Raw genomic sequence first — 24,090 nt, 5'->3', positions numbered from 1 at the left:
AAATCAATAGTTGTAAAATTACATGAGTAGGTGGTTATGAGAAAATTGAAACGATTGACTTTGGGTGCGTTACTTGCTTTTTTGCTGGTGTCCTGCCAATCATATAAGAAAGTGCCTTATTTGCAGGATACGGCTTTTGTGAATGATACAGAACAGAGTGTTCGTCAGACAGGTGTGAAGGTTATGCCCAAGGATTTGTTGACGATTGCCGTATCTTGTTCTACTCCAGAACTGGCTGCACCTTTCAATCTGGTAAATTCGGGTACTGCTAATGGAACGGAGAGAAAGGCGATAGCGCAAGGAACTACGTCACCTGCTCTGCAGCAATATTTAGTAGATAATCAGGGAAATATCAACTTTCCGGTGTTGGGTGAGATTCATGTAGGTGGATTGACTAAACTGGAAATAGAAAACTTGATTATAGAGAAATTGAAAGTCTATTTGAAAGAAGCCCCGCTTGTAACTGTGCGTATTGTTAATTATCGGATTTCGGTATTGGGGGAAGTTACCAAGCCAGGCAGTTTTGTAGTTTCTAACGAGAAGATTAATTTGCTGGAAGCGCTCGCCATGGCAGGTGATTTGACTATTTATGGTATGCGTGATAATGTGAAATTAATCCGGACTGGACAGGATAGCAAGCAGGAAATAATTACTATAGATTTGAATAAGGCCGAAACGGTACTTTCGCCTTATTATCAGCTGCAGCAGAATGATATCATTTATGTGACACCTAATAAGACTAAGGCTAAGAATTCGGATGTTGGAACTAGTACGGGATTGTGGTTCTCTGGTGTTTCTATTTTGGTTTCATTAGCCACTCTTTTAGTAACAATATTAAAATAATCTACAATAAGCGAACAGTAATGAAAGAAAACTCATACGACAATAATATGAATGAATTGGATGAAGAAAAAGTAAATTATCAGGAGCTTTTCTTTAAGTATATAATTCACTGGCCTTGGTTTGTAGCTTCCGTTTTGGCTTGTTTGATTGGCGCCTGGGTATATTTGCATTTTCAGACTCCTGTGTATCAGGTTTCAGCTTCTATCATGATTAAGGATGATAAAAAAGGCGGCGGCAATACCACTGATTTGGAAAGTCTCGGATTAGGTGGAATGATTACTTCTACCCAGAGTATTGATAATGAGATTGAAGTGTTACGCTCCAAAACGATACTGAAAGAAGTTGTTAATAATCTGGAACTTTATATAACTTATTATGATGAGGATGAGTTCCCTAAAAAAGAGCTATATAAGACCTCTCCGGTAATCGTGAATCTGACTACCCAAGAGGCTGATAAACTTCCAGGCATAGCTTTGATTGACATGAAACTTGCCCCTGAAGGTGGTTTGGATGTAAATTTGAAAGTGGGCTTGAGTGAATATGCTAAACATTTTGATAGACTTCCGGCTGTGTTACCTACCGATGCAGGTACCTTTGGATTTACATTGAAAGATTCCTTGTCAAATGGTAAGATAGAAGGGCAGGATGTAGTACGGAATATCAGCGCTGTAGTCAGCCAGCCGTTTGTAGTGGCAAAAGGATATCAGTGGTCATTAAATATAGAACCCACCTCAAAAACAACTTCTGTAGCGGTTATTTCGCTTATGAATACGAATATGCAACGAGGACAGGATTTTATCAATAAGTTGATAGAGATGTATAATCGTAATACAAATAACGATAAGAATGAGGTTGCTGAAAAGACAAGGGAGTTTATCAATGAACGTATTAAGATTATTGATGAAGAACTGGGAAGTACTGAAGATAAACTGGAAGTGTTTAAAAGAAATGCGGGCTTGACAGATATTAGTAGTGATGCTCAATTGGCTGTATCAGGAAATGCTGAATACGAAAGAAAACGTGTAGAAAATGGTACTCAGATAAATTTGGTTCGTGATCTTGCTAAATATATCAATAATCCGTCGAATGAGTATGAGGTATTGCCCGGTAATATAGGCTTGTCTGATGATGGATTAACCACTCAGATAGACCGTTACAATGAATTGATTATCGAACGCAAGCGTTTGCTTCGCACTTCTACGGAAAGTAATCCGATGATTGTAAATTTGGATACAAGCATCCGTGCCATGAAAGCGAATGTTCAGGCTGCTATTAATGGAACTTTGCAAGGCTTATTTATCGTAAAGGCTGATTTGGATCGTGAGTCCAGTCGTTTTTCCCGTCGTATCAGTGATGCTCCGGGACAGGAGCGCCAGTATGTAAGTATTGCACGTCAGCAGGAAATCAAGGCTGGGCTTTATCTGATGCTTTTGCAGAAACGTGAAGAGAATGCTATTACTTTAGCCGCTACTGCGAATAATGCGAAGATTATTGATGAGCCAGCAGCTGAAGGTGCTCCAGTTTCTCCTAAGCCTAGGATAATCTACTTAATTGCTTTAGTGGTAGGAGTGGGATTGCCTGTTAGTATTATTTTTTTAATTGGTTTGACTAAATTTAAAATAGAAGGGCGTGGTGATGTAGAGAAGTTAACAAGTCTGCCTATTGTAGGTGATGTACCGTTGACAGAAGAAGCAAATGGTTCTATTGCTGTGTTTGAGAATCAGAATACTTTAATGAGTGAAACTTTCCGTAATCTCCGTACTAATCTTCAGTTTATGCTTGAGAATGATCAGAAAGTGATTTTAGTGACTTCGACAGTTAGTGGTGAAGGTAAATCTTTTATTTCTTCCAATCTAGCAATAAGTCTTTCTTTATTAGGAAAGAAAGTAGTGATTGTGGGGCTTGACATTCGCAAGCCCGGTTTGAATAAAATTTTTAATATTCCGAGGAAAGAGCAGGGAATTACTCAATATCTGTCGAATCCGGACAAGAATCTGATGGATTTCGTTCAGCCTTCGGATGTTAGTAAGAATTTGTTTATTCTTCCAGGAGGAACTGTACCACCTAATCCAACAGAGTTATTAGCTCGTGATAGTTTGGATAAAGCGATTGAGGTATTGAAAAAGAACTTTGATTATATAATTTTGGATACTGCCCCGGTTGGTATGGTAACTGATACTTTGCTCGTAGGTCGTGTGGCTGATTTGTCAGTTTACGTATGTCGGGCAGACTATACTCGGAAAGCAGAGTTTACCTTGATTAATGAATTGGCTGATAGTAATAAGTTGCCTAATCTTTGTACTGTAATCAATGGTTTGGATCTTCAGAAGAAAAAGTACGGCTATTATTACGGTTACGGTAAGTATGGCAAATATTATGGCTATGGTAAGCGTTATGGCTATGGTTATGGCTATGGGGAGACACACCATGGTGGTAAGGGAGAAAGGACAGAAGAATAGACGAATGTGATTTTGGAGAAGACAAATGAATTATATAATATGAGAATTAAACAATTACGCATAAAAGGTAGAATCATAAGATTATTTAGGCTTATTGTAAATACAGGTTATATGCTTTTGCATAAAAGAGCAGATGAGATTGTACTTAATGTGTCTATGAATTTGTTGTGTAATAAAGTGTTTCATAGTAATATAGGTGATGACATAAACTATTATCTTATAAAAGAATTGAGTCATAAACGTATATTGAATTATTGGGATTTTTTCAATCTACGGGAGCAGCCTAATTTTATGGTTATAGGTTCGATAATAGGTTGGATGACAAATAAAGATAGTATCATTTGGGGGAGCGGAGTGCGGGAACCGGATAATCCTTTGCCAGCTATTCCTCGTAAGGTATTGGCTGTTAGGGGCCGCTTACACGCAAATACTTGATCTCACAAGGGGTGGAGTGCCCGGAGATATATGGAGATCCCGCTTTATTGTTACCTAAGATTTACCCTCTTCCATTTGTAAATAAAAAATATCTAATAGGGGTGATTTTACATAAAAATGATCTAGGTAATTCTATTATAAAGGAATTTATTGAAAGAGAAAGAAACAAGGCGAGACAGATTGATATTAAACATTATAAGGATTGGAGGCAAGTGATAAAAGAGATCGTAGAATGTGAAATGATTATATCTAGCTCATTGCATGGTCTGATTCTGTCTGATGCGTATCATATTCCCAATATTTGGATTAAATTCTCTGATGAAACCTTTGATGGAAGTTTTAAATATTTGGATTATTTCGCTTCTGTGAAAAGGCCGATCGATAGACCACTAATCATACGATCACGTTTGGATTTATCGGATTTGCTTCAATATAAAGATAGTTATTCTCCTATTACTTTTGATGCTCAAAAATTGTTGTCTGTCTGTCCGTTTATAGATAAAAACAAAATTTTACCTTAATGTCAGGAAACGATAGAATCGCAAAGAATACAATATTCTTATATTTTAGAATGTTGTGTACAATAGTCGTATCATTATATACATCACGAATTATTCTCCAAACATTGGGTGTCAATGATTATGGTATTTATCAAACTGTGGGTGGAGTAGCAGGTTTATTAAGTTATATTATTAATGGTTCATTGGCATCCGGTTCATCGCGATTTATTACATTTGAAATGGGGAGGAGAGATAAGGGAAAGCTAAGTGATACTTTTTCCTCTTTATTGACTGTACATCTATTATTCGGCGTGGTCGTTGCTTTATTGGCAGAAACTATCGGATTATGGTTTTTATATAATAAATTAGTCATTCCCCCGGAACGATTTTCCGCTGCTGTATTTACATATCATTTATCTATATTAATGTCTATTGTCGGTATTACGCAGGTGCCATATACCGCTGTGATTATTGGACATGAGAAAATGAATATATATGCTTATACGAGCATTATTGAAGCTATATTGAAATTACTGCTTGTATATATACTCATGGTTTCCGATTGGGATAAATTAATGCTTTGCGCTTCATTGCTTTTTGTGGTTCAATGTGGTATTACTTTTTTTTATCGTTATTACTGTATTCGTCATTATGAGGAATCTCATTACCATTTCTCTTTTGACAAGTCTATTATAAAGAAAGTACTCGGCTTTTCATCGTGGAATTTGGTAGAAAACACTTCTATTTCATTAAATGCTCAAGGTACTACTATTCTTCTTAATATGTTTTTTAATTCGGGCATAGTGACAGGACGTTCAGTGGCCAATATTGTTTCTATGACAGCTAATTCATTTGTTAACAATTTCCGAACAGCAGCAAATCCGCAGATCGTTAAGAGGTTTTCGGCAAATGATTTTGATGGCAGTAAGCATTTATTGCTAATATCAACAAAATATTCATATTTTTTAATGTTGATATTAGCATTTCCAGTCTTTTTAGTTGCAAAGCAATTATTATATCTTTGGCTGGGACAAATACCTGATTATTCTGTTGTATTTCTGCAATTCGCAATTGTTACTACGCTTTTTGGAGTGTTTGACCAATCGTTTTACAGTGCGTTTACAGCAAAAGGTCAGATAAAGGAAACTACTATATGTTCCATTTGTGTCGGCTATTTATCCTTTCCTGTCATCTATGTTTTGTTCAAGTTAGGTTATTCTCCAGTTTCATTGTCCTGGGTCATGTTATTTTCATCTCTGATACTCGCTATTTTTATAAAGCCTTTCCTACTGGTGAAAATTATGGGATATACGTGGACAGATATTTTTGTTTTATTTAAATCTTGTATCATAGTAACTGTTGTTTCTGTGCCTATACCATTACTGTTATATATATTTAGAAATACATTGTTTCACACGCCATATTTGGATTTTTTTATCCTCTCAATAAGCGGCGTAGTTTGCGTAGCTTTGGCTGTTTGGTTTTTGGGTTTGGATGATGGCATACGTAAGAGAATACAAAACAATATTAAGATAAAGTTATTAAAAAGAAAATGATGAACTCGAGAATTGAACACATTGACTGTTTGAGAGGACTAGCCATTTTTTAACATTCTAATATGATACCTAAAATAATACATTATTGTTGGTTGAGTAACGACCCGATGCCTGCAGAACTCAAACGTTGCATTAAAAGTTGGAAGAGAAAGCTTCCTGATTATAAAATAAAGAAATGGGATACACACAATTTTGATATTTATTCCATCCCTTTTGTAGCAGAAGCATGTAAGATGCGAAAATGGGCATTTGCTTGTGATTATATTCGTGTATATGTACTTTATACGGAAGGGGGAATATATATGGATTCAGATGTTTTTGTCAGGAATAGTTTAGACTTTTGTCTTGCTAACAGGGCATTTAGTGCGGTAGAGTGTTATCCGGACTTAGTGGAGAAAATTTATGCTGAAGGGTCGGTTGATGCGGAAGGTAACAAAAGAAAAGATATTCAATATATAGACGGAATTCAGATTCAGGCGGCTATTCTTGGTGCGGAAAAAGGACATCCTTTTATGAGGGATTGTATGAACTATTATCATGATAAGCATTTTATATTGCCGGATGGTTCATTGAATAATAAAATTATTTCTCCTTTTATTTTTGCAAATATTGCGATTGATTATGGTTTCAAATTTAAGGATGAAGAACAGGATTTGAAGAGTGGATTAAAAATTTATTCGTCAAGTTTGTTTGCAAGTAATATGGAGCTTATAACAGAGAAAGCCGTTGCAATACATTGCTGTGCCGGTAGTTGGCGTTGGATGCCTTCCTCATCAATGGCGTATGCTGTGCAGTATATGAAAGAAATAATCAAAAACATACTTTTCAGATTACATTTGAGAGGCGGCAAAACTAGAGGAACTTTGAAATAATTTGTATTTTTATTATGCGTATAGATTCACTTGATATTTTAAAAGGGATAGGTATTATCCTTGTGGTAGTTGGTCACATGATTGGGAATCAACTATATATCCGTCCATGGATATATGCATTTCACATGCCTCTTTTTTTCATGCTATCGGGATACTGCTTCAATATAGCGAAGCATCCTCAATTGTTACCGTTTGCTGTAAGTAGGGTTTGGACACTTCTCGTTCCTTGTGTTCTATATACGGTGGTTAGTCTTGTAGTTTCTCCGGAATATATTTGTGAAGGGAGATATTATGAACTGAAGACATTGCTTCCCGGCGCACTTTGGTTTCTTCCAATATTATTTATAGTAGAAGTTCTAGGGTATAACGTGGCTCGCTTTAAGGGGGGGGTGGTAAAAATATTTGTCATATTGCTATGCGTGGTCTTAGCTGCTTGCTTTCGTTTTTGGGAATTCCCTTTAACATATAGGCTTATTCAAATTCCAATGTGTCTTTTGTTCTATCTAATAGGAAATTCATTGAGAAAATATGCTATTGTTGAAAGGTTTTTGATGAATAGCAATTGGATGTCTTTGTGGAAATATTGTTTGTTGGGTTTGTTGGGGTGTGTTTTGACTTATGTATATGTGAGAACTGATGCGTTAAAACATAGTCAGGAAATTTTGAACTATTTTGAGATAGGGATGGTTCTTGCTTGTTTCAGCGCTATTGTCGGTGTAGCTTCATTCTCGGTTTTTTCTCTCAAAAGAATGCCTAAATTAGGAAATGTATTGATATATATAGGTAGAAATACATTGATAATTATGTCTGTTCAGGGTATATTTATATCATTAGCTGATTATTTTTTGCGTCCATTGATACCGTCGTTTGCTATCGGTAAGTTAGTTCAGTTTATTTTTGTATTTTCCTGCTGTTTGATAATGATACCACTAATCAATAAATACATTCCTGTACTAGCCGGTAAAGGGATAAAACATCGTTCACTTTAATTAAATATGTTTCTTTCAGTTATTATTCCTGTATACAACGTAGAACCTTATTTGCATCGTTGTATTGATAGTGTCATAGCCCAAGATATGAGTGATGAAATAGAATTGCTGTTGGTGGATGATGGCAGCAAAGATGCATCGGGGGCAATATGTGATGAATATGCATCGAAGTATAGTTGGATTCATGCTTTTCATATTCCCAACGGAGGAGTAGGCAATGCGCGTAATTATGGTATTGAACATGTTCAAGGTGAATACTTTACTTTTATAGACTCGGATGATTTTATTGATCCCGGTTTCTATAAAGAGGTGTTAAGGTTGCATCGTCAAACTCCTTCAGACGTATATTTATTTGGTTATAAGGATTATCCTCTTAATAGTAGCGATGGGCATAGGTTGAAACAATGTCGTTGTGATGATACTGAATCATTGGCGCAATTGTATTTAGATATGAAGAAAAACTATCTGATGTTTTCGGTTATCAACAAAATTTTTAATTCTATTGAAAATCGGAAACATCGATTTTTGACAAATATTCACTATTTTGAGGATTGCCTCTTTGCTCTTGATTGTCTGGGTAAAGCAAAATCTGTAGGAGTGATTGAGCAGGCTCCTTATAATTATGTGCATCATCCGGGGGAACATTTAGGCGGAAAATATACTGCACCGGAGGTGGTGGTTGAAGTAGCTCGTGAATTGAAGAGGCGAAGTGACTTACTTCCTCAAAGTGATGAACTGACTCAATATACAATTCTTGAATACTATAATAACATGCTTCATGCGGTTGATAGCAGCCGTGGCATAAAGCAAAGATTACAATATATACGCATACTTTTGAGGGAAATCGAGACGTTTGGTTTCAAGACTGAATTCAAGAAGTATCTAGGCAGGAGAAAAATACTGATGCAGTTCTCGAGTCCTGTAGGTGTACTTATGATGTGCCTCTTACGTAATTTAATCCTAAAATTCAGATGATATGTATCAAAATTATAAAGTTGTAGTGAATACGGCTGCAGGTCGCCGCCGTTATATGCAATATTTGGTTCCTCCCATTTTGAATGCTGATATTGTGGATCGGTATGATATATGGGTTAATACTCGCAATATGGTGGATATTGAGTTCTTTAAAAAGCTTGCGCAGAAATATCCGAAAGTTAATTTGGTGTGGCAACCGGACGGAGTTGTTAATGGCATTGCGAGCATTAATGCATTTTATCGTGATTGCTGCGACAAAGATACTATTTACATGAAACTTGATGATGATGTGGTATGGTTTGAACCCGAACTGTTTGAGAAGATGGTGAAGTTTCGTGTGGATAACCCAGAGTATTTTTTAGTATCACCGCTCGTAATCAATAACGCTTTGTCTACTTATCTTTTACAGGTGCATAATAAAATCAAGTTGGATAAGTATTATATGAGTATCTGTGGGGAGAGAACTATCTGCTTTGATGGCTGGTTTGCGGCAGATTTGCACGATTGGTTCATGGAGAAATATCTTATTGCCGGTAAATATCAAGAGCTGTATGTTGGTAAGCATCCTATGGGGATGGCTCGTTTTTCAATCAACTGTGTTTTATGGTTTGGTAATGAAATGGCTGAATTTAAAGGTGAAGTGCCAGGAGATGATGAAGAGTTTTTGAGTTGTATCAAACCAACTCAATTAGGTAAGGCTAACTGTTTTAATGGCGATGCTCTGATTGCTCATTTCGCTTTTGGACCTCAACGAGAGGGGCTTGATAAGATGGATATTCTGAATCGATATGGTAAAATATTGCATGATTTGTGGAAGCAGGATGAATCAATGCGTGAGATAGACATTTCTGTACAACAAATGATTAAGAAAGTTGAAGCGCGTGAAGCTGAATTGAACAGCCTTCCATCACCATATAAATGTATACCTAAAGTAAAAGTGCCTTTCTTCATGCGTTTAGGAAAAAAACTGCCGGAAAGGGTGAGATGTGCAATCAGAGAACTACAACGTAAACAGCGATATAAATTCATAGAAAGATAAAAAATATCTGTGAAAAAATCAGAATAGAAAAAACTAACATATTATGAAACAATATGATTATTTGATAGTGGGTTCCGGACTTTTTGGATCCACCTTTGCCTGTATGGCTAAACGACAAGGTAAGAAATGTTTGGTCATTGATAAGCGTCCACAGCTGGGTGGCAATCTTTATTGTGAAAATATAGAAGGGATAAATGTTCACCAATATGGAGCGCATATCTTTCATACTTCAAACAAAGAAGTGTGGGATTTTGTCAACTCTATAGTGGAGTTTAACCGATATACCAATTCACCGGTGGCTAATTATAAAGGCAAACTTTATAATCTCCCCTTTAATATGAATACCTTCTACCAGATGTGGGGCGTGACAACCCCTCTCGAAGCTGAAGCTAAATTGGAAGAACAGCGGACGGAAGCAAAAGTTGCTCTTAATGGTCGTGAACCTGAAAATTTGGAAGAACAGGCGCAGCTTCTTATTGGAAAAGATATTTATGAAACACTCATCAAGGGATATACTGAAAAACAATGGGGACGACCTTGTACAGAATTGCCTGCTTTTATCATTCGTAGATTGCCGGTACGTATGGTATTCGATAATAACTATTTTAATGACAAATATCAAGGAATTCCAATTGGTGGGTATAATAAGCTGATTGAAGGCCTATTGGATGGTGTGGAGTGTCGTCTAAATTGTGATTTTGGGGAGAACCGTGAAGAACTGACAGCTCTTGCCGATAAGATTGTTTATACAGGTGCAATAGATGAGTTCTATGGTTATCGTTTGGGGCGTTTGCAATATCGCACCGTATCTTTTGAAACAGAGATCTATGATACTGCTAACTATCAAGGTAATGCTGTAGTGAATTATACTGACCGAGGAGTACCCTATACTCGTATCATTGAGCATAAACATTTTGAGATGTTCGGTCAGCAACTTTTTGATTGTCCGAAAACTGTAGTTAGCAAAGAGTATTCTGCAGAATGGAAACCCGGTATGGAGCCCTATTATCCGGTAAATGATACTCTGAATAATGATTTAGCCGATAAATATCGTGCGTTGGCAGCTCATGAAAAAGATATCATCTTTGGAGGTCGATTGGCTGAATATAAATATTATGATATGGCTCCTATTGTGAAAAGGGCTTTTGAAGTAGTTAGATCACAAGGTTTATAAAAATGAAGAAATACATACTTATTATTAAAACTATAGCAAATGATAAACTTAGTAAATCTTTAATAGGTGGTGGAGCAAGTGTTAAGGCTCCTCAAGATATACATAAAATTGCTTTACAAAATGGTTATGAAGAATATCCTATCATTTTGAGAGGGTATAAGAATAAGCTACTTTTTATTGTTGTTTTATTCCTAAAAATGATTCGTCTTGCTATCAATTTACCTAATGGTGCAACATTGTTGATTCAGTATCCAAGCTTAAATCCTAAAATGCTTTATTTTATTTTTCCTTTCTTGAAAAAAAAAATATCTGATAACATTGTTGCATGATATTAATTCTGTAAGAGAAAAAGGGGAGCTATCGGGCTTTGAGAATAAGGTTTTGTCAAATTTTGATGAAATAATTGTGCATACACCTGAAATGCAAACTTATTTTGAGCAGCGATTGAGACCGGGCATTAAATATCATTATTTAGGTTGTTTCCCTTATATTGCAGTCCCAGATAAAGAAGCACGTCAGTTAAGTAAGCAGGTTTGTTTCGCAGGTAATATAGATAAGAGCGTGTTTTTTAGTGATTTTGTTTTTGAGAATAAAGATTTAGATCTTATAGTATATGGTTCTTGTTCCTCAAATAATGCTATGAAGAATAAATATGAGTATAAAGGAGTTTTTAAGCCTGATATGATTGGTCACTTAGAAGGGAGTTGGGGACTTGTTTGGGACGGAGATTCCACAGAAACCTGCTCTGGTACATGGGGGAGTTATCTTAAAATTATTGCACCTCATAAATTTTCGTTATATGTGTTAGCTGGATTACCATTAATAGTATGGAAGGATTCGGCGATGGCGAAATTGGTAGAGATGAAGAATCTTGGTATTACCGTGACATCGCTTTCAGAGATTTCTGCTAGAATTTCTGCTGTTTCAGATAATGATTATAAAGAATATTGTGCTAATATTCTAAAATTCCAGCCAGTTCTATTGAAGGGTGAAAATGTGTGTTTGTAGAACATTGGGTATTATAGCCATATAGGAGTGCATAATTTCTAGTAAATTTTATTATTATATGTTGGGTCTTAGCTTGGTAATAATTAATCGTGATATTAAGGAATATTGTTTTCCTTCCTTAATGGCTTTTTTTCTTATTTGTTCAAATTCAATTATTTTTCCTGGTATATATACATTACTCATTGCATTTGGGTATGTGGCATTTTACAAAATTAGATATGGAACCTTTACCATTAAATATTCAAAACTAAATATCTTACTTCTTTTAGCCTGCTATATTTCTGTATTTTCAAATTTATATATCGATTATCGCATTCTTATGTTTACTGGGATGATGCTTATTTGTGCACCATTTTATGTATCTAAAAAAGTCTTCTTATTTGAACGCAAAATTTTATCTGTAATTTTATTATTTTTTCCTGTTGTATCAATGATAGCTATGTATTGCTATCTAAAAGGCATAAATGCCTTTGCACAGGAGGGGGTACATATTGACCTCTCTTTTTCGGCTATTTATTATCATCCTATGTGGTTAGCTCCTATTGCAGGATTAGCTAATGTTATTTTGTTGTGGTGTCTATTTCAGTTACAAAATAAATGTTTCAGATGTATTGTGTTGTCTATTTTGTTACTGTCTATTTATGTCACTGTTGTTGCTGCCTCTCGTACTGCTCTTTTTGCATCCGTGATAACCATGGTGTTATACATTGTATACAATGCAAGAAATGTAAAAAAAATAATATTGTATTTGTTAGTTATAGGATTTCTTGCAACAATATCGATTCCTGTATATCTTGAGCATTCAACTCAAATACAAAATAAGTTTGAAGGGGGAAAAGGTGAAAAATATGGTTCTCGCTCTGCCCATTTTGGAGAGGGGTTTGATAAATTAAATGAATCTCCTCTTATTGGAAGTGGATTTGCAACGGCTTGGTATAGAGGCGTACTTCATAAAGGTCGATTGGAGAGTGGTAGCGGATGGTTGTCTATATTATTTCAATTAGGTGCCTTAGGTGCAATAATAATGTTATTCATTCTAAAGAAAGTAACTCGAGTTTTTAAATATATTAGACATGATCGAAGGTTACAATTGTTTGTTATTTCTTTACTTTTTCTGTGTTTGCATTCTTGTTTTGAGGGGTATTTATTAACTGTCGGTTATTATATAGGTTTTGTATTTTGGCTTCTAATTTCTCATATAATATGTTATCCGGATATGGTGAAGAAGTACAAATTAAATTTTGAATCATGAAAATGTTTTCTTTGGATACTTTTGTTTATAGTGTATTGTTCTTTTGTATTGATTGTGACGGGCTTGAATCTGTTTATAATATTTGATGTCATTCTGTCTTCATTCAGTTGATGTTCATGTGTTAATAGCTTATTTGTTATGATCTTTTTTATTTGCAAAATCTTGTTTTGAAATGAACTTATTTTTTTTCCAAAATTGTATTAGTCCGCATCAGATACCTTTTATCGAAGAACTGTCAGTTTTTACAGATGTTGATAGGGTAGTGGTGATAGCTCCTCGTGTGGATTACGATGATCGAAAGCTGATGGGATGGAAGACATCAAAATTGCTTGAGACAAAAGGTATAGAGTTTTTGATTACTCCTACTATGAAAGTAGTGCAAAGACTATATGAGGAATGCAAAGGTATTGAAACGTTTTGTTTTTTTTCTGGTATCAATGCTTTTCCTGAAATTGTGCCATGGATGAAACTCTCATTCAATTATTCTTTTAAGCGAGGAGTAATAACCGAGCCACCATTACTCTATAATCATCCACTATGGTTGCATAAACTAAGATTTGCATTGAAAGATTGGCGATACGTAAAGTATTTTGACTATTTATTGGTGATGGGCGATGAATTTGTGCCTTATTATCGCTTTTGGAGTAAAAAATGGAAAGTATTACCTTTTGTATATTGTACAGAGTGGAGAGAACGTATATATCCTATACCGACTTCAGAGAAGCTTAAGGTACTCTATGTGGGTAGTTTGTCAGATAGAAAGAATGTGGTGGAGATGTTTCAAGTGTTGTGTCAAAAGACTGATTTAGAGCTTGGTATTGTAGGTGACGGTGAGAAGCGAGCACAAATTGAGGAGATGAGTATGCAGGCTAATACAGAAGTAGTGCTTTATGGTATGCAACCGATGGAGAGGATCTCGGATATTATGCAACAATATGACGTACTGATTTTGCCTTCGAAGCATGATGGGTGGGGAGCTGTTGTGAATGAGGCGTTGATACTTGGACTATATGTGATAACAAGTAATCATTGTGGAGCTTCGTATCTATTAAAAGATAAGCAACAGGGTATGATATTTACTTTAGAAGAGGCACAGAGTTTAAGCAACGTGGCTGATGTTTGTATTGCAAAAAAAGATTGGATAAGGGAGACGGTAAATGAGCGTATTACATGGAGCAAAAACTACATCTCGGGTAAAGCAGTGGCGAACTATATAGTCCAAAATTTATAAATAAACGCTTATGAAAGTAATACATTATATTCCTGGTCTAGACCGTTCTTCAGGTGGTACAACTGCCTATATGCAGTTATTGACTAAAGAATTGACACGGTTGGTAGAACTCTATGTAGTGAGCCATGCTAGTGAGAATCCTGTAGTAATAGATAATTGTACGGTGTATTTCATTCCTGAATTTAGAAACTTCATGGGGATGAAACGACAGTGGAGAATATTGTTAACTCAATTACAGCCTGACGTGGTGCATGTAAACTGTTGTTGGATGCCTGCTTGTGCCTTTATACAAAAGTGGGCACAGGCATTGGGGTATAAAGTGGTGCTAACACCTCATGGTATGTTAGAGCCGTGGATTATGGCGCGTCATTATTGGACTCGTAAATTACCGGCACTGTGGTTTTATCAAAAGGCGGCAGTGATGAAGGCGGATGTATTGCACGCTACTGCAGAAAGCGAGAAGGAGAATTTACTGAAGTTGGGCTATAACAATAGGATTAAGATCATTGCTAACGGTATTGATGTAGAGAATATAGAGATGAAGTCATCATGGAAGCGGAATAAGGAGATTCTTTTCTTGAGTCGTGTACATGTGAAGAAGGGAATTAATTTTCTTCTTGAGGCAGTTGCTCAATTGAGGGAACAGGTAGAGGGGTATGTGATACGTATTGCTGGTGAAGGAGATGCTATCTACATTGATGAGTTAAAGCAATTAACAGAACGTCTTGGTATATCAAAACTAGTCTTCTTTGAAGGTGGTGTATATGGTAATCGTAAATGGGAATTATTCCGTCAAGCGGATCTTTTTATATTACCTACACATAGCGAGAATTTTGGTATTGTGGTGGCAGAGGCATTAGCTAGTGGTACACCTGCGGTAACAACAATGGGTACACCATGGAGTGAGTTAGAGAGTCGACGGTGTGGCTGGTGGACGAAAGTTGGTACAGAGGCAACCGTACAAGCACTTCGTAACTTTTTATCGCTTACTGAAAATGAGTTGGAGAAGATGGGACGTAATGGTCGTAAACTGGTAGAGGAGAAGTATTCGGCACGTAAGGTGGCAGAGGAGTTTGTGGAAATGTATAAATCAATTTTATGAAAAAGGATTTGATGGGATTTAAAACTCTATATTCGAAGAGGAATAAGTTTCGCAGATTGATATGGAGTATGGTTTGGACTTGTCTTGCCCGTCCGTTTCCCCGCTCTATGGCAATGGGATGGAAACGTATGCTGCTTCGTGCTTTTTGGGCAAAGATTGCATCTACGGCTGCAGTGTATGCTATTGCTAAAGTGTTCCAATCTTGGTTGCTGGCAATGGATGATTACCCCTGTTTGGCCGAGGGAGTAGATTGCTACAATACAGTACCCATTCGGATTAGGCGTAATGCTACGGTCAGTCAGCGGGCTTTCCTTTGCACTTCAGGACATGACATTACCGACTCACGTTATCATCAGACCAATGCTTCGATAGTGATTGAAGATAGGGCTTGGGTGTGTGCCGAAGCTTTTGTGGGACAAGGAGTGACTGTAGGAGAAGGTGCTGTATGTGCAGCACGTGCAGTAGTGATTAAAGATGTTGAATCATGGACTGTGGTTGGGGGGAATCCGGCAAAGTTTATAAAGAAAAGGATGTTAATAAATATCAACAGGACACCCTTGTCTCTTATTTTATATAATCAGTTAGCTTGATGCTGCATAATATAATTGAGCTGACATGAAAGTAAATATAATAACAGGGCCTTTTGGCTGTCTACCCCCATATGCTATTGGAGCAGTGGAAAAATTATGGTACTCTATCGGTACAGATATGAGAAATAAGGGACATCAAGTCATCTTTATATCTAAGAAGCCACTAAAAGAGAGTTCTATGGATGATAATCTTCTTCTGCATGGCTATGAAAGAACTGGATCTTGGGTAAAAGACTTTGTTCTGGATTTTGTTTTTTCAATAAAGGCATTAAGTAAAATGCCTAAATGTGATATGCTTGTGCTTAATTCAATATGGAGCCCTATTCTTTGTCTATTATTTAAATGGAAGTATCGTAGGGCTTTATATAATGTGGCACGATTTCCGAAGAAACAGATGGGGGCGTATTTTGCTATGAGTAGTTTGGCATGTGTGTCAACTGCAGTTTACAATGCATTAATAGAACAGAGTCCGAGTATGAAATCTAGGGCTTGTGTCATACCCAATCCGATTGATACTCATATATTCTGTAATGAACACATGGTAAAAACTCTTTCAGATAGTCCGGAAGTGGTTTATTCTGGCAGAGTACATAAAGAAAAGGGACTGGATATATTAGTAAAAGCAGTGACAAGACTCCATGAGGTGGGGGTATCTGTTGGATTACGGATAATTGGTGCAACGAAAATAGAAGACGGAGGTAGCGGTGAAGACTATGTAGATTATTTAGAATCTTTGGTAAGAGGATACAGGATAACATGGGTGGAACCTATTTTCTCACCTAGTTTGTTGGCAAAAGAAATACGTAAAGGTGATATTTTTTGCTATCCTTCTATAGCTGGATTAGGTGAGACATTCGGTGTAGCCCCTCTTGAGGCAATGGGCTTAGGATTGGTTCCTATTGTTTCGAATTTAGATTGTTTTAAGGACTTTATAGTGGATAATGAGAACGGATTGGTCTTTGATCATACTGATGTACGATGTGATGAATTGTTAGCTAATTGTTTAATGCGCTTATTATCAGATGAAAAAATGTATTCAGAAATGTCAGCGAAAGCAATTAAAAAGTCTGCAGGTTTTAGTGTGAGTAGAGTGTCTGATATGTATATGAGTATTTTTAAAAAAGTATTAGGTGGTGAGTAAGCTTTATCATAAAAATAAAAACCAACGTGATGCGTATTCTAGCCCATGGCCAAAGAAAGAAGCAATCATGATTCGTATATGGGAAGTGGTTTGGACGCTTTTTGTAAGGTGGCTGCCAAAGCCTTTTTATCGGTGGCATATATTTCTATTGAAGTTGTTTGGGGCACATATTAGTGGTCATCCTTTTATTGCGCCTACTGCCCGTATATATGCCCCATGGCTTTTAACCGTAGGAGATAGGTCTTGTATAGCGACTCGAAGCGAAATATATAATTTGGGACCTGTTATTATAAAAGAGAGAGTAACCATAGCGCAGTATGCTTATATATGTAATGGATCCCATGATTTATCTGATAATAAATTACCTCTGGTTGTAGGTGATGTGGTTATTGACAATGATGTGTTTATTGGAGCAAGAGCCATAATTCTGCCAGGATTACATCTTTGTCGATATTCGGTTGTTGGTGCTGGCGCAGTACTTACCAAAAATACTACTGATTTTGGCATTTATGCAGGTAATCCTGCAAGATTTATAAAAGAAAGAAATATTTATGGTGAATAATCATTATTATGGTGGCTCTTATGTTGCATAAATCTCCTAAAATCTGTTTAGCTTGTTCGGCAGGCGGGCATTTACGTGAGCTACAATTGGCTATCGGTGCTATTCCCGAGCAATGGGATTGCTATTGGCTTACCTTAAAAACGACATCAACTAAAGCTTTTATGGCAGACAAGGAACATGTATTTTTAGTGAATTTTCAACCAGCAAAGAAATGGACACTGATAGTGAACTGTTTGCAAGCAATATTCTGGGTGCTGGTGAAACGCCCAGATGTAATCATTACTACAGGAGCTGGTGTGACTGTACCTACGGTTTTTTTCGCAAAAAAACTATTGGGGACAAAAGTAATATTTGTTAATTCGGCTGCTGATGTGACACATGCTTCTAAAACTCCCGTATGGATAGAACGGTATAGTGATCTATTTTTGGTCCAATGGGAAGAGATGCGGCAATTATTTCCTAATTCAATTTGTTGTGGTGTTTTATGATTTTTGCTAGTTTAGGTACAATGAACATAGCCTTCAATCGTATGGCAAAAGCCGTGGATGAATGGGCAGCTATAACTAAGGAAGAGGTGATAGTACAAACTGGGTATACAGATTATCCCTACAAACATGCGAAAGCTTTTAAATTTTGTACAAAGGAGCAGATGAAGGGTTATATTTCTAGAGCTGATATATTAATACTTCAAGGTGGCTGGGGAGCAATATCGGAAGCGATGGAATTGAGGAAAAGAATAGTTGTGATACCAAGATATGACAAGGTAGAGCATATCCATGACCAATTTCAATTAATTAGGAAATTGGATACTTTGGGATGTGTGCTAGGGGTATTTGACGAAAGGGAGCTTGCTGCAAAAATGGAACAGGCAAAAACTTTTGAGTTTAAGCAAATAGAGAAAGGAAACGCACAGAAACTGATTGAGAAGAAACTGCAGGAGTGGTTTCCGAGATGACAATAATTAGCGAGTTCAAAATAGAATCTTATGAAAGTATCTATAATAACGTCATGCTTTAATCGTGTGGCGACGATTCGTGGTGCTATAGAGAGTGTCTTGGCGCAGGACTATAATAACATAGAGTTTATTGTTGTAGATGGGGCGAGTACAGATGGTTCGTTAGAGATTATTAGAGAATATGAAGATCGTATATCAACTATTATCAGTGAGCCTGATCATGGTATGTATGAAGCCATCAATAAGGGAATTCGTGTGGCTACAGGTGATGTAATCGGATTGCTACATTCGGATGATTTCTTTTATGATAATGGGGTCATAAGCCGCATTGTGGAACACATGAAGACTACTCGAGCGGATTTTCTGTATGGTGACGGACTTTTTGTGAATCCCGATAATACTGACAAGGTAGTACGTAACTGGATTGGCGGTGATTATCGTTTGTGGAAGGTACGTCATGGCTGGCTTCCATTACATCCTACTTGTTATATTCGCCGCGAGGTAATGATGAGACTAGGTCTTTATAACGAAAGTTATAAGATTGCTGCGGATAGTGAACTGCTGGTGCGTTATCTGATGACGGGCGGACTTTCTGTTACTTATTTGAAAGAGTATGTTGTACGTATGCGTATGGGAGGGCTTTCTACTGATAGTGCTAAGCGTAAGAAAATGTGGGGAGAGGACATTAGAGTGTATTCCTCTCACGGTCTATGGCCTACTCTGACTAAATTAGAGAAGATGGCATGGAAAGTACCACAGTTTGTATTGGCATTATTGAAAGGATAATGGCAATTAAATGAAATTGATCGTTGATTTGTGTTGATCAACTAGCCACTTTCTAAAAATAAACTTCTGAAGATTATTAGCCTATAATATAACGAAATATGTAGGTCCCTAACTTCATGCTACACACATGAATCCCCTACATTCTGCAGGTTGGGAAAAATACAGCGGTATATTCCTGATCTGTCCCCTCATATTGGCAAAATGCTGATATGTATTCTAAATATATCAACTGTCTGTGAAGATCGTTGATATATTGTTTTTTTAATACCATGCTTATTGATTAAAGATAATATTCAGATTTCTAGTTTTGTATAATAGAAAGAATTAGAATATTTTTTATTGATTATCTATTGTGTTTTTGAAAGAAAATGCATTTCTTTGTAATATAGATAAAAGCAATTTATTATGTTGACTACTGTAGAATACTTATCTTTGCTTCGTGAGTATATGCGCAAGAATGCTGCTAAATATGGTATTTCTCGCATGGGGATATTTGGCTCCGTTGCTCGTGGTGAACAACATGAGGGTAGTGATGTCGATATTTGTGTTGAAATTGATAGACCTTCTATCTTTACTTTAGTTCATATTAAAGAAGAATTGGAAAAACTATTGAAATGCCCTGTTGATCTGGTTCGGTTGCGAAATAATATGGATGAATTATTGAGAGGGTGTATCAATAAAGATGGAATTTATGTGTAAAAGTCAGATAATAGAATCATTGCTAAAGAAAATTTTCCAAACGGTGGAAAGGATATTAGCGAACTCGGAAACTATTACTTCCCCTTCTTTTTATTTATTGACTCCATCCGGAATGGAAAGACTAGAGAGTACTTGTATGTTATTAATAGCCATCGGTGAAGGAGTGAAAGGTGTTGATAAATTAACAGATAAAAAGTTATTATCTTTCTATCCAGAGATGGATTGGAAAGGTGTAATGGGAATGAGGGATATAATCGCACATCATTATTTTGATTTAGATGCTGAAATTGTTTATGACGTGATAAAACATGATTTGCCGAAGTTAAAAGATGTGTTGCAACAAATCATAGACGATTTGAAAATATCCAATCAAGCGATTGACTAAATGGTTTTTATCTCAAATTTCTAAAATACGCCCGTATCTTCCGCATAATCTTGATTCCCATCACTACGCCATCAAATACAGCCATACCGGTATTGAACGAACGCATGAGTGCATCCGCCTTGTTGGTTGCCGGAGCAAGTGGGGCAAATATTTCGCGTGTAGTAGCTGTCATGGCTTTTTTTTGGGCATGGATCTCATTTAAAAGCTTCTTTTTACGTTCGGCAATCTCTTCTAATGTAAATTTCTGCGGGGTCTGCGCATTCATAATTTATTTATTTGAATCAGTTAAAAATAAATTAGCGAGGAAGTTCACCATCGGAGAAATGATGAGCTGCTTGCGGAAAATAATAACCAGGGCGATGAGAACAACATTGATGCCTGCTATGATGGCGAAACTCGACATCAGACCGCCCACTAAAGGCTCCAATATATAAGCAAGAGCAAAAAGCAGATAAAACAGGGCAACCATGCCAAGGATAATAAGTACTAATATCATAATTAACGTGGAAAAAAGTATGGTTAACTTCTCCGTCAATTCTAATTTGGTATATTCTTTTTGAAGCTCCAGATATTTCTTGAACTCGAAAAACAACTGCTGAAAATTCTCAATACTTTTATCGTCTGCAAACATGGTCGCTCTGTTTTTAGTCTTTGGTTACTCACTTATTCTGCTATTTCTCCCTTCATCTCGGCAGCGATCTCGTCAACGAGAGTTTCCATTTCACTGCGATTAAGCTTGATTCCTTTTTTACGAAGAATCTCTGCGATTTTATGACGGGTATCTTCTCCCTTTTCAGGAGCAAATAAAATACCAAGGGCTGCACCTACGGCTGCACCACCCAGAAAAGCTGCTAAAACATTCAATCCTTTCATAATGTATAATGTTTAAAATGATTATGATACAACAAATATAACATTTTTATGGAAAGGTTGTTCGTGAAAACTGAAATTTTTTGCTACGTTTTATAATTCTTTTTTTCTTTTATGGTTTAATCTTATTTAACTGACTTTCGTAGCTAACCTTTGAAGGTTAAGGCGTACTTTTGTTTTCGAATATTGTAAATCAAAACATAATGGAAGCTAAGATTGTTTTTATAACTGGCGCCAGTAGCGGAATTGGTGAGGGTTGTGCCCGTAAATTTGCGAGGGAGGGATGGAATCTGATTCTGAATGCCCGTACCGTATCGAAACTGGAAGAACTGAAAGCTGAACTGGAAGGGGCGTATGGTGTCCGGGTTTATATATTGCCTTTTGATGTGCGCGACCGGAAATTGGCTGCCGCCTCTTTGGAATCATTACCCGAAGAATGGAAGGCGATTGATGTGTTGGTGAACAACGCCGGACTGGTGATCGGTGTGGATAAGGAATTCGAGGGTAGCCTGGATGAATGGGATATCATGATCGATACGAATATAAGGGGACTGTTGGCTATGACGCGTTTGGTGGTGCCCGGTATGGTGGAACGCGGACGCGGACATATTATTAATATAGGATCTATTGCGGGGGATGCCGCTTATCCGGGCGGAAGTGTGTATTGCGCAACGAAAGCTGCCGTGAAGGCTCTTTCGGACGGACTCCGGATTGATCTGGTGGATACTCCATTGAGAGTGACGAATGTCAAACCGGGAATGGTGGAGACAAACTTTACAGTGGTGCGTTATCGGGGAGATAAGGAAGCTGCCGATAATTTTTATAAAGGGATTCGTCCGTTGACGGGAGATGACATTGCAGAAACGGTTTATTTTGCCGCGTCGGCTCCTGCACATATTCAGATTGCGGAGGTACTTTTGATGCCTACTTATCAGGCAACAGGCACTATTTCGTATAAGAAGAAGCCGGAATAGACGTTTTTTTGACGGATTTCTTTGCCGGATGATAAAATTTCTATTATTTTGTTGCCCGAAACTAAATATAATAGACGAGAATATTGAATTATTAATTAAAACAGAGTATAGGATTATGAAAAAATTAGTCGTATTAGGAATGGGAGTATGCTTGGTGCTAGCATTTGCATCTTGTAAATCCAGCGAAAGTGCCTATAAGAAAGCTTACGAAAAAGCAAAACAGCAAGAATTGGCAGAACCGCAGGTGGAAGCTCCGGTAGAGGTTACTCCGGTGGTTGCAGCTCCTGTGACAACTACTAAAGTGGCAGATACATCCGGCGTTCGTCAGGAAAAGGTTACAGTGGTTTCCGGTAACGAAGGATTGAAAGATTATAGCGTTGTAGCAGGTAGCTTTGGTGTGAAAGCGAATGCTGAAGGCCTGAAAGATTGGTTGGACGGACAGGGATATCACTCTACGATTGCATTTAATGCTGATAAGGCAATGTATCGTGTGATTGTGAACTCTTTTGCTGACAAGACTGCTGCTGCTGAAGCTCGCGATGCATTCAAGGCTAAATACCCGAACCGTTCGGATTTCCAGGGTGCTTGGTTGCTGTATCGTGTATATTGATTTCTTTTTGGTAATATATATTGGAAAGAACGAACGTTTTTTTCCGAATAAGAAGGCGGTAACTGGGAAGTTACTGCTTTTTTATTGAAAATGAGTGGCTTTTTCGTTTAGATATTTTTATCTTTCTACTAAAAGAAGTTATAAATGATAGTGGGGAAACTTTTATAGCAAAGAAAGTTTTTACTTTTGTCAACTCTTAATTTGGAGGATGTTTTGCCTGAATGTGAATAGGGCATTAATTTAGAGATTGAATGGAACAAAAATATGTAATGGCTGCTATCGACGCGGCTCTAAAAGCAGGTGAAAAGATTCTTTCTATTTATAATGATCCGGCATCGGACTTTGAAATAGAGAGGAAAGCTGACAACTCTCCGCTAACTATAGCAGACAGAAAAGCGCATGAAGCGATTGTGGCTATTCTGAACGATACTCCTTTTCCTGTTCTTAGTGAAGAAGGGAAGCATTTAGGGTATGAGATCCGTCGAGGATGGGATACTTTATGGATTGTAGATCCGCTGGATGGAACGAAGGAGTTTATTAAGCGCAATGGAGAATTTACGGTAAATATCGCTTTGGTGCAGAACTCTGTACCTGTATTCGGTATTATTTATGTGCCTGTTAAAAAAGAACTTTATTTCGGGATCGAAGGTGTAGGGGCTTATAAATGTTCCGGTATTGTCAGTTTGGAAGATGACGGCGTGGCATTGGAACAACTGATTGGGAAGTCGGAACAGATACCTTTGAAGGAGGTGCACGATCATCTGATCGTGGTTGCTTCCCGTTCGCACCTGTCGCCTGAAACGGAATCATATATTGCAGATTTGAAGAAGAAACACGGCAGTGTGGAGTTGATTTCGAGCGGAAGTTCAATTAAAATCTGTCTGGTTGCTGAAGGTAAGGCTGATGTATATCCGCGTTTCGCTCCGACGATGGAGTGGGATACGGCTGCCGGGCATGCGATAGCCCGTGCTGCAGGGATGGAAGTATATCAGGCTGGAAAGGAAGAACCTCTACGATATAATAAGGAGGATTTATTGAATCCGTGGTTTATCGTTGAGCCAAAAAGAGAACACTAAATAATGT

At 37.2% G+C, this 24,090-nt stretch carries 29 protein-coding genes; 26 read left to right on the top strand and 3 right to left on the bottom strand.

Going from position 1 to position 24,090, the window contains the following annotated elements:
- The first annotated feature begins 36 nt into the window (after positions 1–36).
- The 23 genes from BSCG_RS23915 to BSCG_RS24010 all read left to right on the top strand — a co-directional run bounded on the left by BSCG_RS23915 (position 37) and on the right by BSCG_RS24010 (position 20,553).
- Positions 37–843, top strand: a complete 807-nt coding sequence (locus BSCG_RS23915; RefSeq protein WP_032849306.1) for a polysaccharide biosynthesis/export family protein — start codon at positions 37–39, stop codon at positions 841–843.
- Between the two features lie 20 nt (positions 844–863).
- Positions 864–3,302 carry a GumC family protein gene (locus BSCG_RS23920; RefSeq protein ID WP_008774857.1) on the top strand — a complete coding sequence of 813 codons (2,439 nt, stop codon included), beginning with the start codon at positions 864–866 and terminating at the stop codon, positions 3,300–3,302.
- A gap of 39 nt (positions 3,303–3,341) precedes the next feature.
- On the top strand, positions 3,342–3,737 hold the full coding sequence (locus BSCG_RS30335) for a hypothetical protein (RefSeq protein ID WP_234116502.1): 396 nt from the start codon (positions 3,342–3,344) through the stop codon (positions 3,735–3,737).
- Entirely contained in the window at positions 3,734–4,258 is a 525-nt protein-coding gene (locus tag BSCG_RS30330; protein ID WP_241762137.1) for a polysaccharide pyruvyl transferase family protein, read from the top strand. Before BSCG_RS30335 ends, BSCG_RS30330 begins: the two co-directional genes overlap by 4 nt.
- Positions 4,258–5,793, top strand: a complete 1,536-nt coding sequence (locus BSCG_RS23930; RefSeq protein WP_004313215.1) for an MATE family efflux transporter — start codon at positions 4,258–4,260, stop codon at positions 5,791–5,793. The genes BSCG_RS30330 and BSCG_RS23930 overlap by 1 nt, the downstream gene beginning before the upstream one ends.
- Positions 5,794–5,855: 62 nt before the next feature.
- Positions 5,856–6,665: a glycosyltransferase family 32 protein gene (locus BSCG_RS23935; RefSeq protein WP_032849305.1), complete on the top strand. Its 810-nt coding sequence runs from the start codon at positions 5,856–5,858 to the stop codon at positions 6,663–6,665.
- Between the two features lie 14 nt (positions 6,666–6,679).
- A complete protein-coding gene (locus BSCG_RS28490) occupies positions 6,680–7,654 on the top strand; it encodes an acyltransferase family protein (RefSeq protein WP_008651621.1) in 975 nt (324 codons plus the stop codon).
- Positions 7,655–7,660: 6 nt separating this feature from the next.
- The gene (locus BSCG_RS23940; protein WP_004313218.1) at positions 7,661–8,629 is read left to right on the top strand and encodes a glycosyltransferase family 2 protein; all 969 of its coding nucleotides are present in this window, start codon (positions 7,661–7,663) and stop codon (positions 8,627–8,629) included.
- A gap of 1 nt (position 8,630) precedes the next feature.
- The gene (locus BSCG_RS23945; RefSeq protein ID WP_004313219.1) at positions 8,631–9,668 is read left to right on the top strand and encodes a hypothetical protein; all 1,038 of its coding nucleotides are present in this window, start codon (positions 8,631–8,633) and stop codon (positions 9,666–9,668) included.
- A 43-nt stretch (positions 9,669–9,711) separates the two neighbouring features.
- Positions 9,712–10,842 carry a UDP-galactopyranose mutase gene (gene glf / locus BSCG_RS23950; protein WP_008651624.1) on the top strand — a complete coding sequence of 377 codons (1,131 nt, stop codon included), beginning with the start codon at positions 9,712–9,714 and terminating at the stop codon, positions 10,840–10,842.
- 2 nt (positions 10,843–10,844) lie between these two features.
- A complete protein-coding gene (locus tag BSCG_RS30325) occupies positions 10,845–11,171 on the top strand; it encodes a hypothetical protein (protein ID WP_241762136.1) in 327 nt (108 codons plus the stop codon).
- Positions 11,161–11,850 (top strand): hypothetical protein, encoded by a 690-nt coding sequence (locus BSCG_RS23955; RefSeq protein WP_004313221.1) that lies wholly within the window; start codon positions 11,161–11,163, stop codon positions 11,848–11,850. Before BSCG_RS30325 ends, BSCG_RS23955 begins: the two co-directional genes overlap by 11 nt.
- A gap of 58 nt (positions 11,851–11,908) precedes the next feature.
- Positions 11,909–13,102 (top strand): O-antigen ligase family protein, encoded by a 1,194-nt coding sequence (locus tag BSCG_RS23960; RefSeq protein ID WP_004313222.1) that lies wholly within the window; start codon positions 11,909–11,911, stop codon positions 13,100–13,102.
- A gap of 172 nt (positions 13,103–13,274) precedes the next feature.
- Entirely contained in the window at positions 13,275–14,333 is a 1,059-nt protein-coding gene (locus BSCG_RS23965; RefSeq protein WP_004313223.1) for a glycosyltransferase family 4 protein, read from the top strand.
- Positions 14,334–14,343: 10 nt separating this feature from the next.
- Positions 14,344–15,435 (top strand): glycosyltransferase, encoded by a 1,092-nt coding sequence (locus tag BSCG_RS23970; RefSeq protein ID WP_008651626.1) that lies wholly within the window; start codon positions 14,344–14,346, stop codon positions 15,433–15,435.
- Positions 15,436–15,446: 11 nt separating this feature from the next.
- A complete protein-coding gene (locus tag BSCG_RS23975) occupies positions 15,447–16,025 on the top strand; it encodes a putative colanic acid biosynthesis acetyltransferase (RefSeq protein WP_008774854.1) in 579 nt (192 codons plus the stop codon).
- A gap of 25 nt (positions 16,026–16,050) precedes the next feature.
- On the top strand, positions 16,051–17,166 hold the full coding sequence (locus tag BSCG_RS23980; protein ID WP_004313226.1) for a glycosyltransferase family 4 protein: 1,116 nt from the start codon (positions 16,051–16,053) through the stop codon (positions 17,164–17,166).
- Complete coding sequence (locus BSCG_RS23985) at positions 17,159–17,728, top strand: DapH/DapD/GlmU-related protein (protein WP_008997745.1); 570 nt, start codon at positions 17,159–17,161, stop codon at positions 17,726–17,728. The genes BSCG_RS23980 and BSCG_RS23985 overlap by 8 nt, the downstream gene beginning before the upstream one ends.
- Before the next feature lie 8 nt (positions 17,729–17,736).
- Positions 17,737–18,216 (top strand): hypothetical protein, encoded by a 480-nt coding sequence (locus tag BSCG_RS23990; RefSeq protein ID WP_004313228.1) that lies wholly within the window; start codon positions 17,737–17,739, stop codon positions 18,214–18,216.
- A gap of 41 nt (positions 18,217–18,257) precedes the next feature.
- Positions 18,258–18,683 (top strand): glycosyltransferase, encoded by a 426-nt coding sequence (locus BSCG_RS23995; RefSeq protein ID WP_229096967.1) that lies wholly within the window; start codon positions 18,258–18,260, stop codon positions 18,681–18,683.
- A gap of 30 nt (positions 18,684–18,713) precedes the next feature.
- Positions 18,714–19,469: a glycosyltransferase family 2 protein gene (locus BSCG_RS24000; RefSeq protein ID WP_008651635.1), complete on the top strand. Its 756-nt coding sequence runs from the start codon at positions 18,714–18,716 to the stop codon at positions 19,467–19,469.
- A 405-nt stretch (positions 19,470–19,874) separates the two neighbouring features.
- On the top strand, positions 19,875–20,168 hold the full coding sequence (locus tag BSCG_RS24005) for a nucleotidyltransferase family protein (protein WP_004311443.1): 294 nt from the start codon (positions 19,875–19,877) through the stop codon (positions 20,166–20,168).
- Complete coding sequence (locus BSCG_RS24010) at positions 20,161–20,553, top strand: DUF86 domain-containing protein (protein WP_008644079.1); 393 nt, start codon at positions 20,161–20,163, stop codon at positions 20,551–20,553. The genes BSCG_RS24005 and BSCG_RS24010 overlap by 8 nt, the downstream gene beginning before the upstream one ends.
- A 7-nt stretch (positions 20,554–20,560) precedes the next feature.
- Here the strand turns inward: BSCG_RS24010 and BSCG_RS24015 are convergent, their stop codons facing one another.
- Genes BSCG_RS24015 through BSCG_RS24025 form a run of 3 tightly spaced genes read right to left on the bottom strand, consistent with a single transcriptional unit; the run spans position 20,561 to position 21,426 of the window.
- On the bottom strand, positions 20,561–20,818 hold the full coding sequence (locus BSCG_RS24015) for a hypothetical protein (RefSeq protein ID WP_004297510.1): 258 nt from the start codon (positions 20,816–20,818) through the stop codon (positions 20,561–20,563).
- A 3-nt stretch (positions 20,819–20,821) separates the two neighbouring features.
- Positions 20,822–21,184, bottom strand: a complete 363-nt coding sequence (locus BSCG_RS24020; RefSeq protein WP_004297511.1) for a phage holin family protein — start codon at positions 21,182–21,184, stop codon at positions 20,822–20,824.
- A gap of 32 nt (positions 21,185–21,216) precedes the next feature.
- Positions 21,217–21,426: a YtxH domain-containing protein gene (locus BSCG_RS24025; protein WP_004297513.1), complete on the bottom strand. Its 210-nt coding sequence runs from the start codon at positions 21,424–21,426 to the stop codon at positions 21,217–21,219.
- A 200-nt stretch (positions 21,427–21,626) separates the two neighbouring features.
- Between BSCG_RS24025 and BSCG_RS24030 the strand changes: the two genes are divergently transcribed.
- The 3 genes from BSCG_RS24030 to cysQ all read left to right on the top strand — a co-directional run bounded on the left by BSCG_RS24030 (position 21,627) and on the right by cysQ (position 24,083).
- The gene (locus BSCG_RS24030) at positions 21,627–22,397 is read left to right on the top strand and encodes an SDR family oxidoreductase (protein WP_004307255.1); all 771 of its coding nucleotides are present in this window, start codon (positions 21,627–21,629) and stop codon (positions 22,395–22,397) included.
- A 115-nt stretch (positions 22,398–22,512) separates the two neighbouring features.
- On the top strand, positions 22,513–23,007 hold the full coding sequence (locus tag BSCG_RS24035; protein ID WP_004311445.1) for an SPOR domain-containing protein: 495 nt from the start codon (positions 22,513–22,515) through the stop codon (positions 23,005–23,007).
- Between the two features lie 251 nt (positions 23,008–23,258).
- Positions 23,259–24,083, top strand: a complete 825-nt coding sequence (cysQ, locus tag BSCG_RS24040; RefSeq protein ID WP_008651639.1) for a 3'(2'),5'-bisphosphate nucleotidase CysQ — start codon at positions 23,259–23,261, stop codon at positions 24,081–24,083.
- Positions 24,084–24,090 lie beyond the last annotated feature (7 nt).

Source organism: Bacteroides sp. 2_2_4, from assembly GCF_000157055.1.
In the GTDB taxonomy this organism is placed as follows: Bacteria; Bacteroidota; Bacteroidia; order Bacteroidales; family Bacteroidaceae; genus Bacteroides; species Bacteroides ovatus.
Note: the sequence above shows the minus strand (reverse complement) of the source record. Positions and strands in the feature narration are given on the sequence as shown.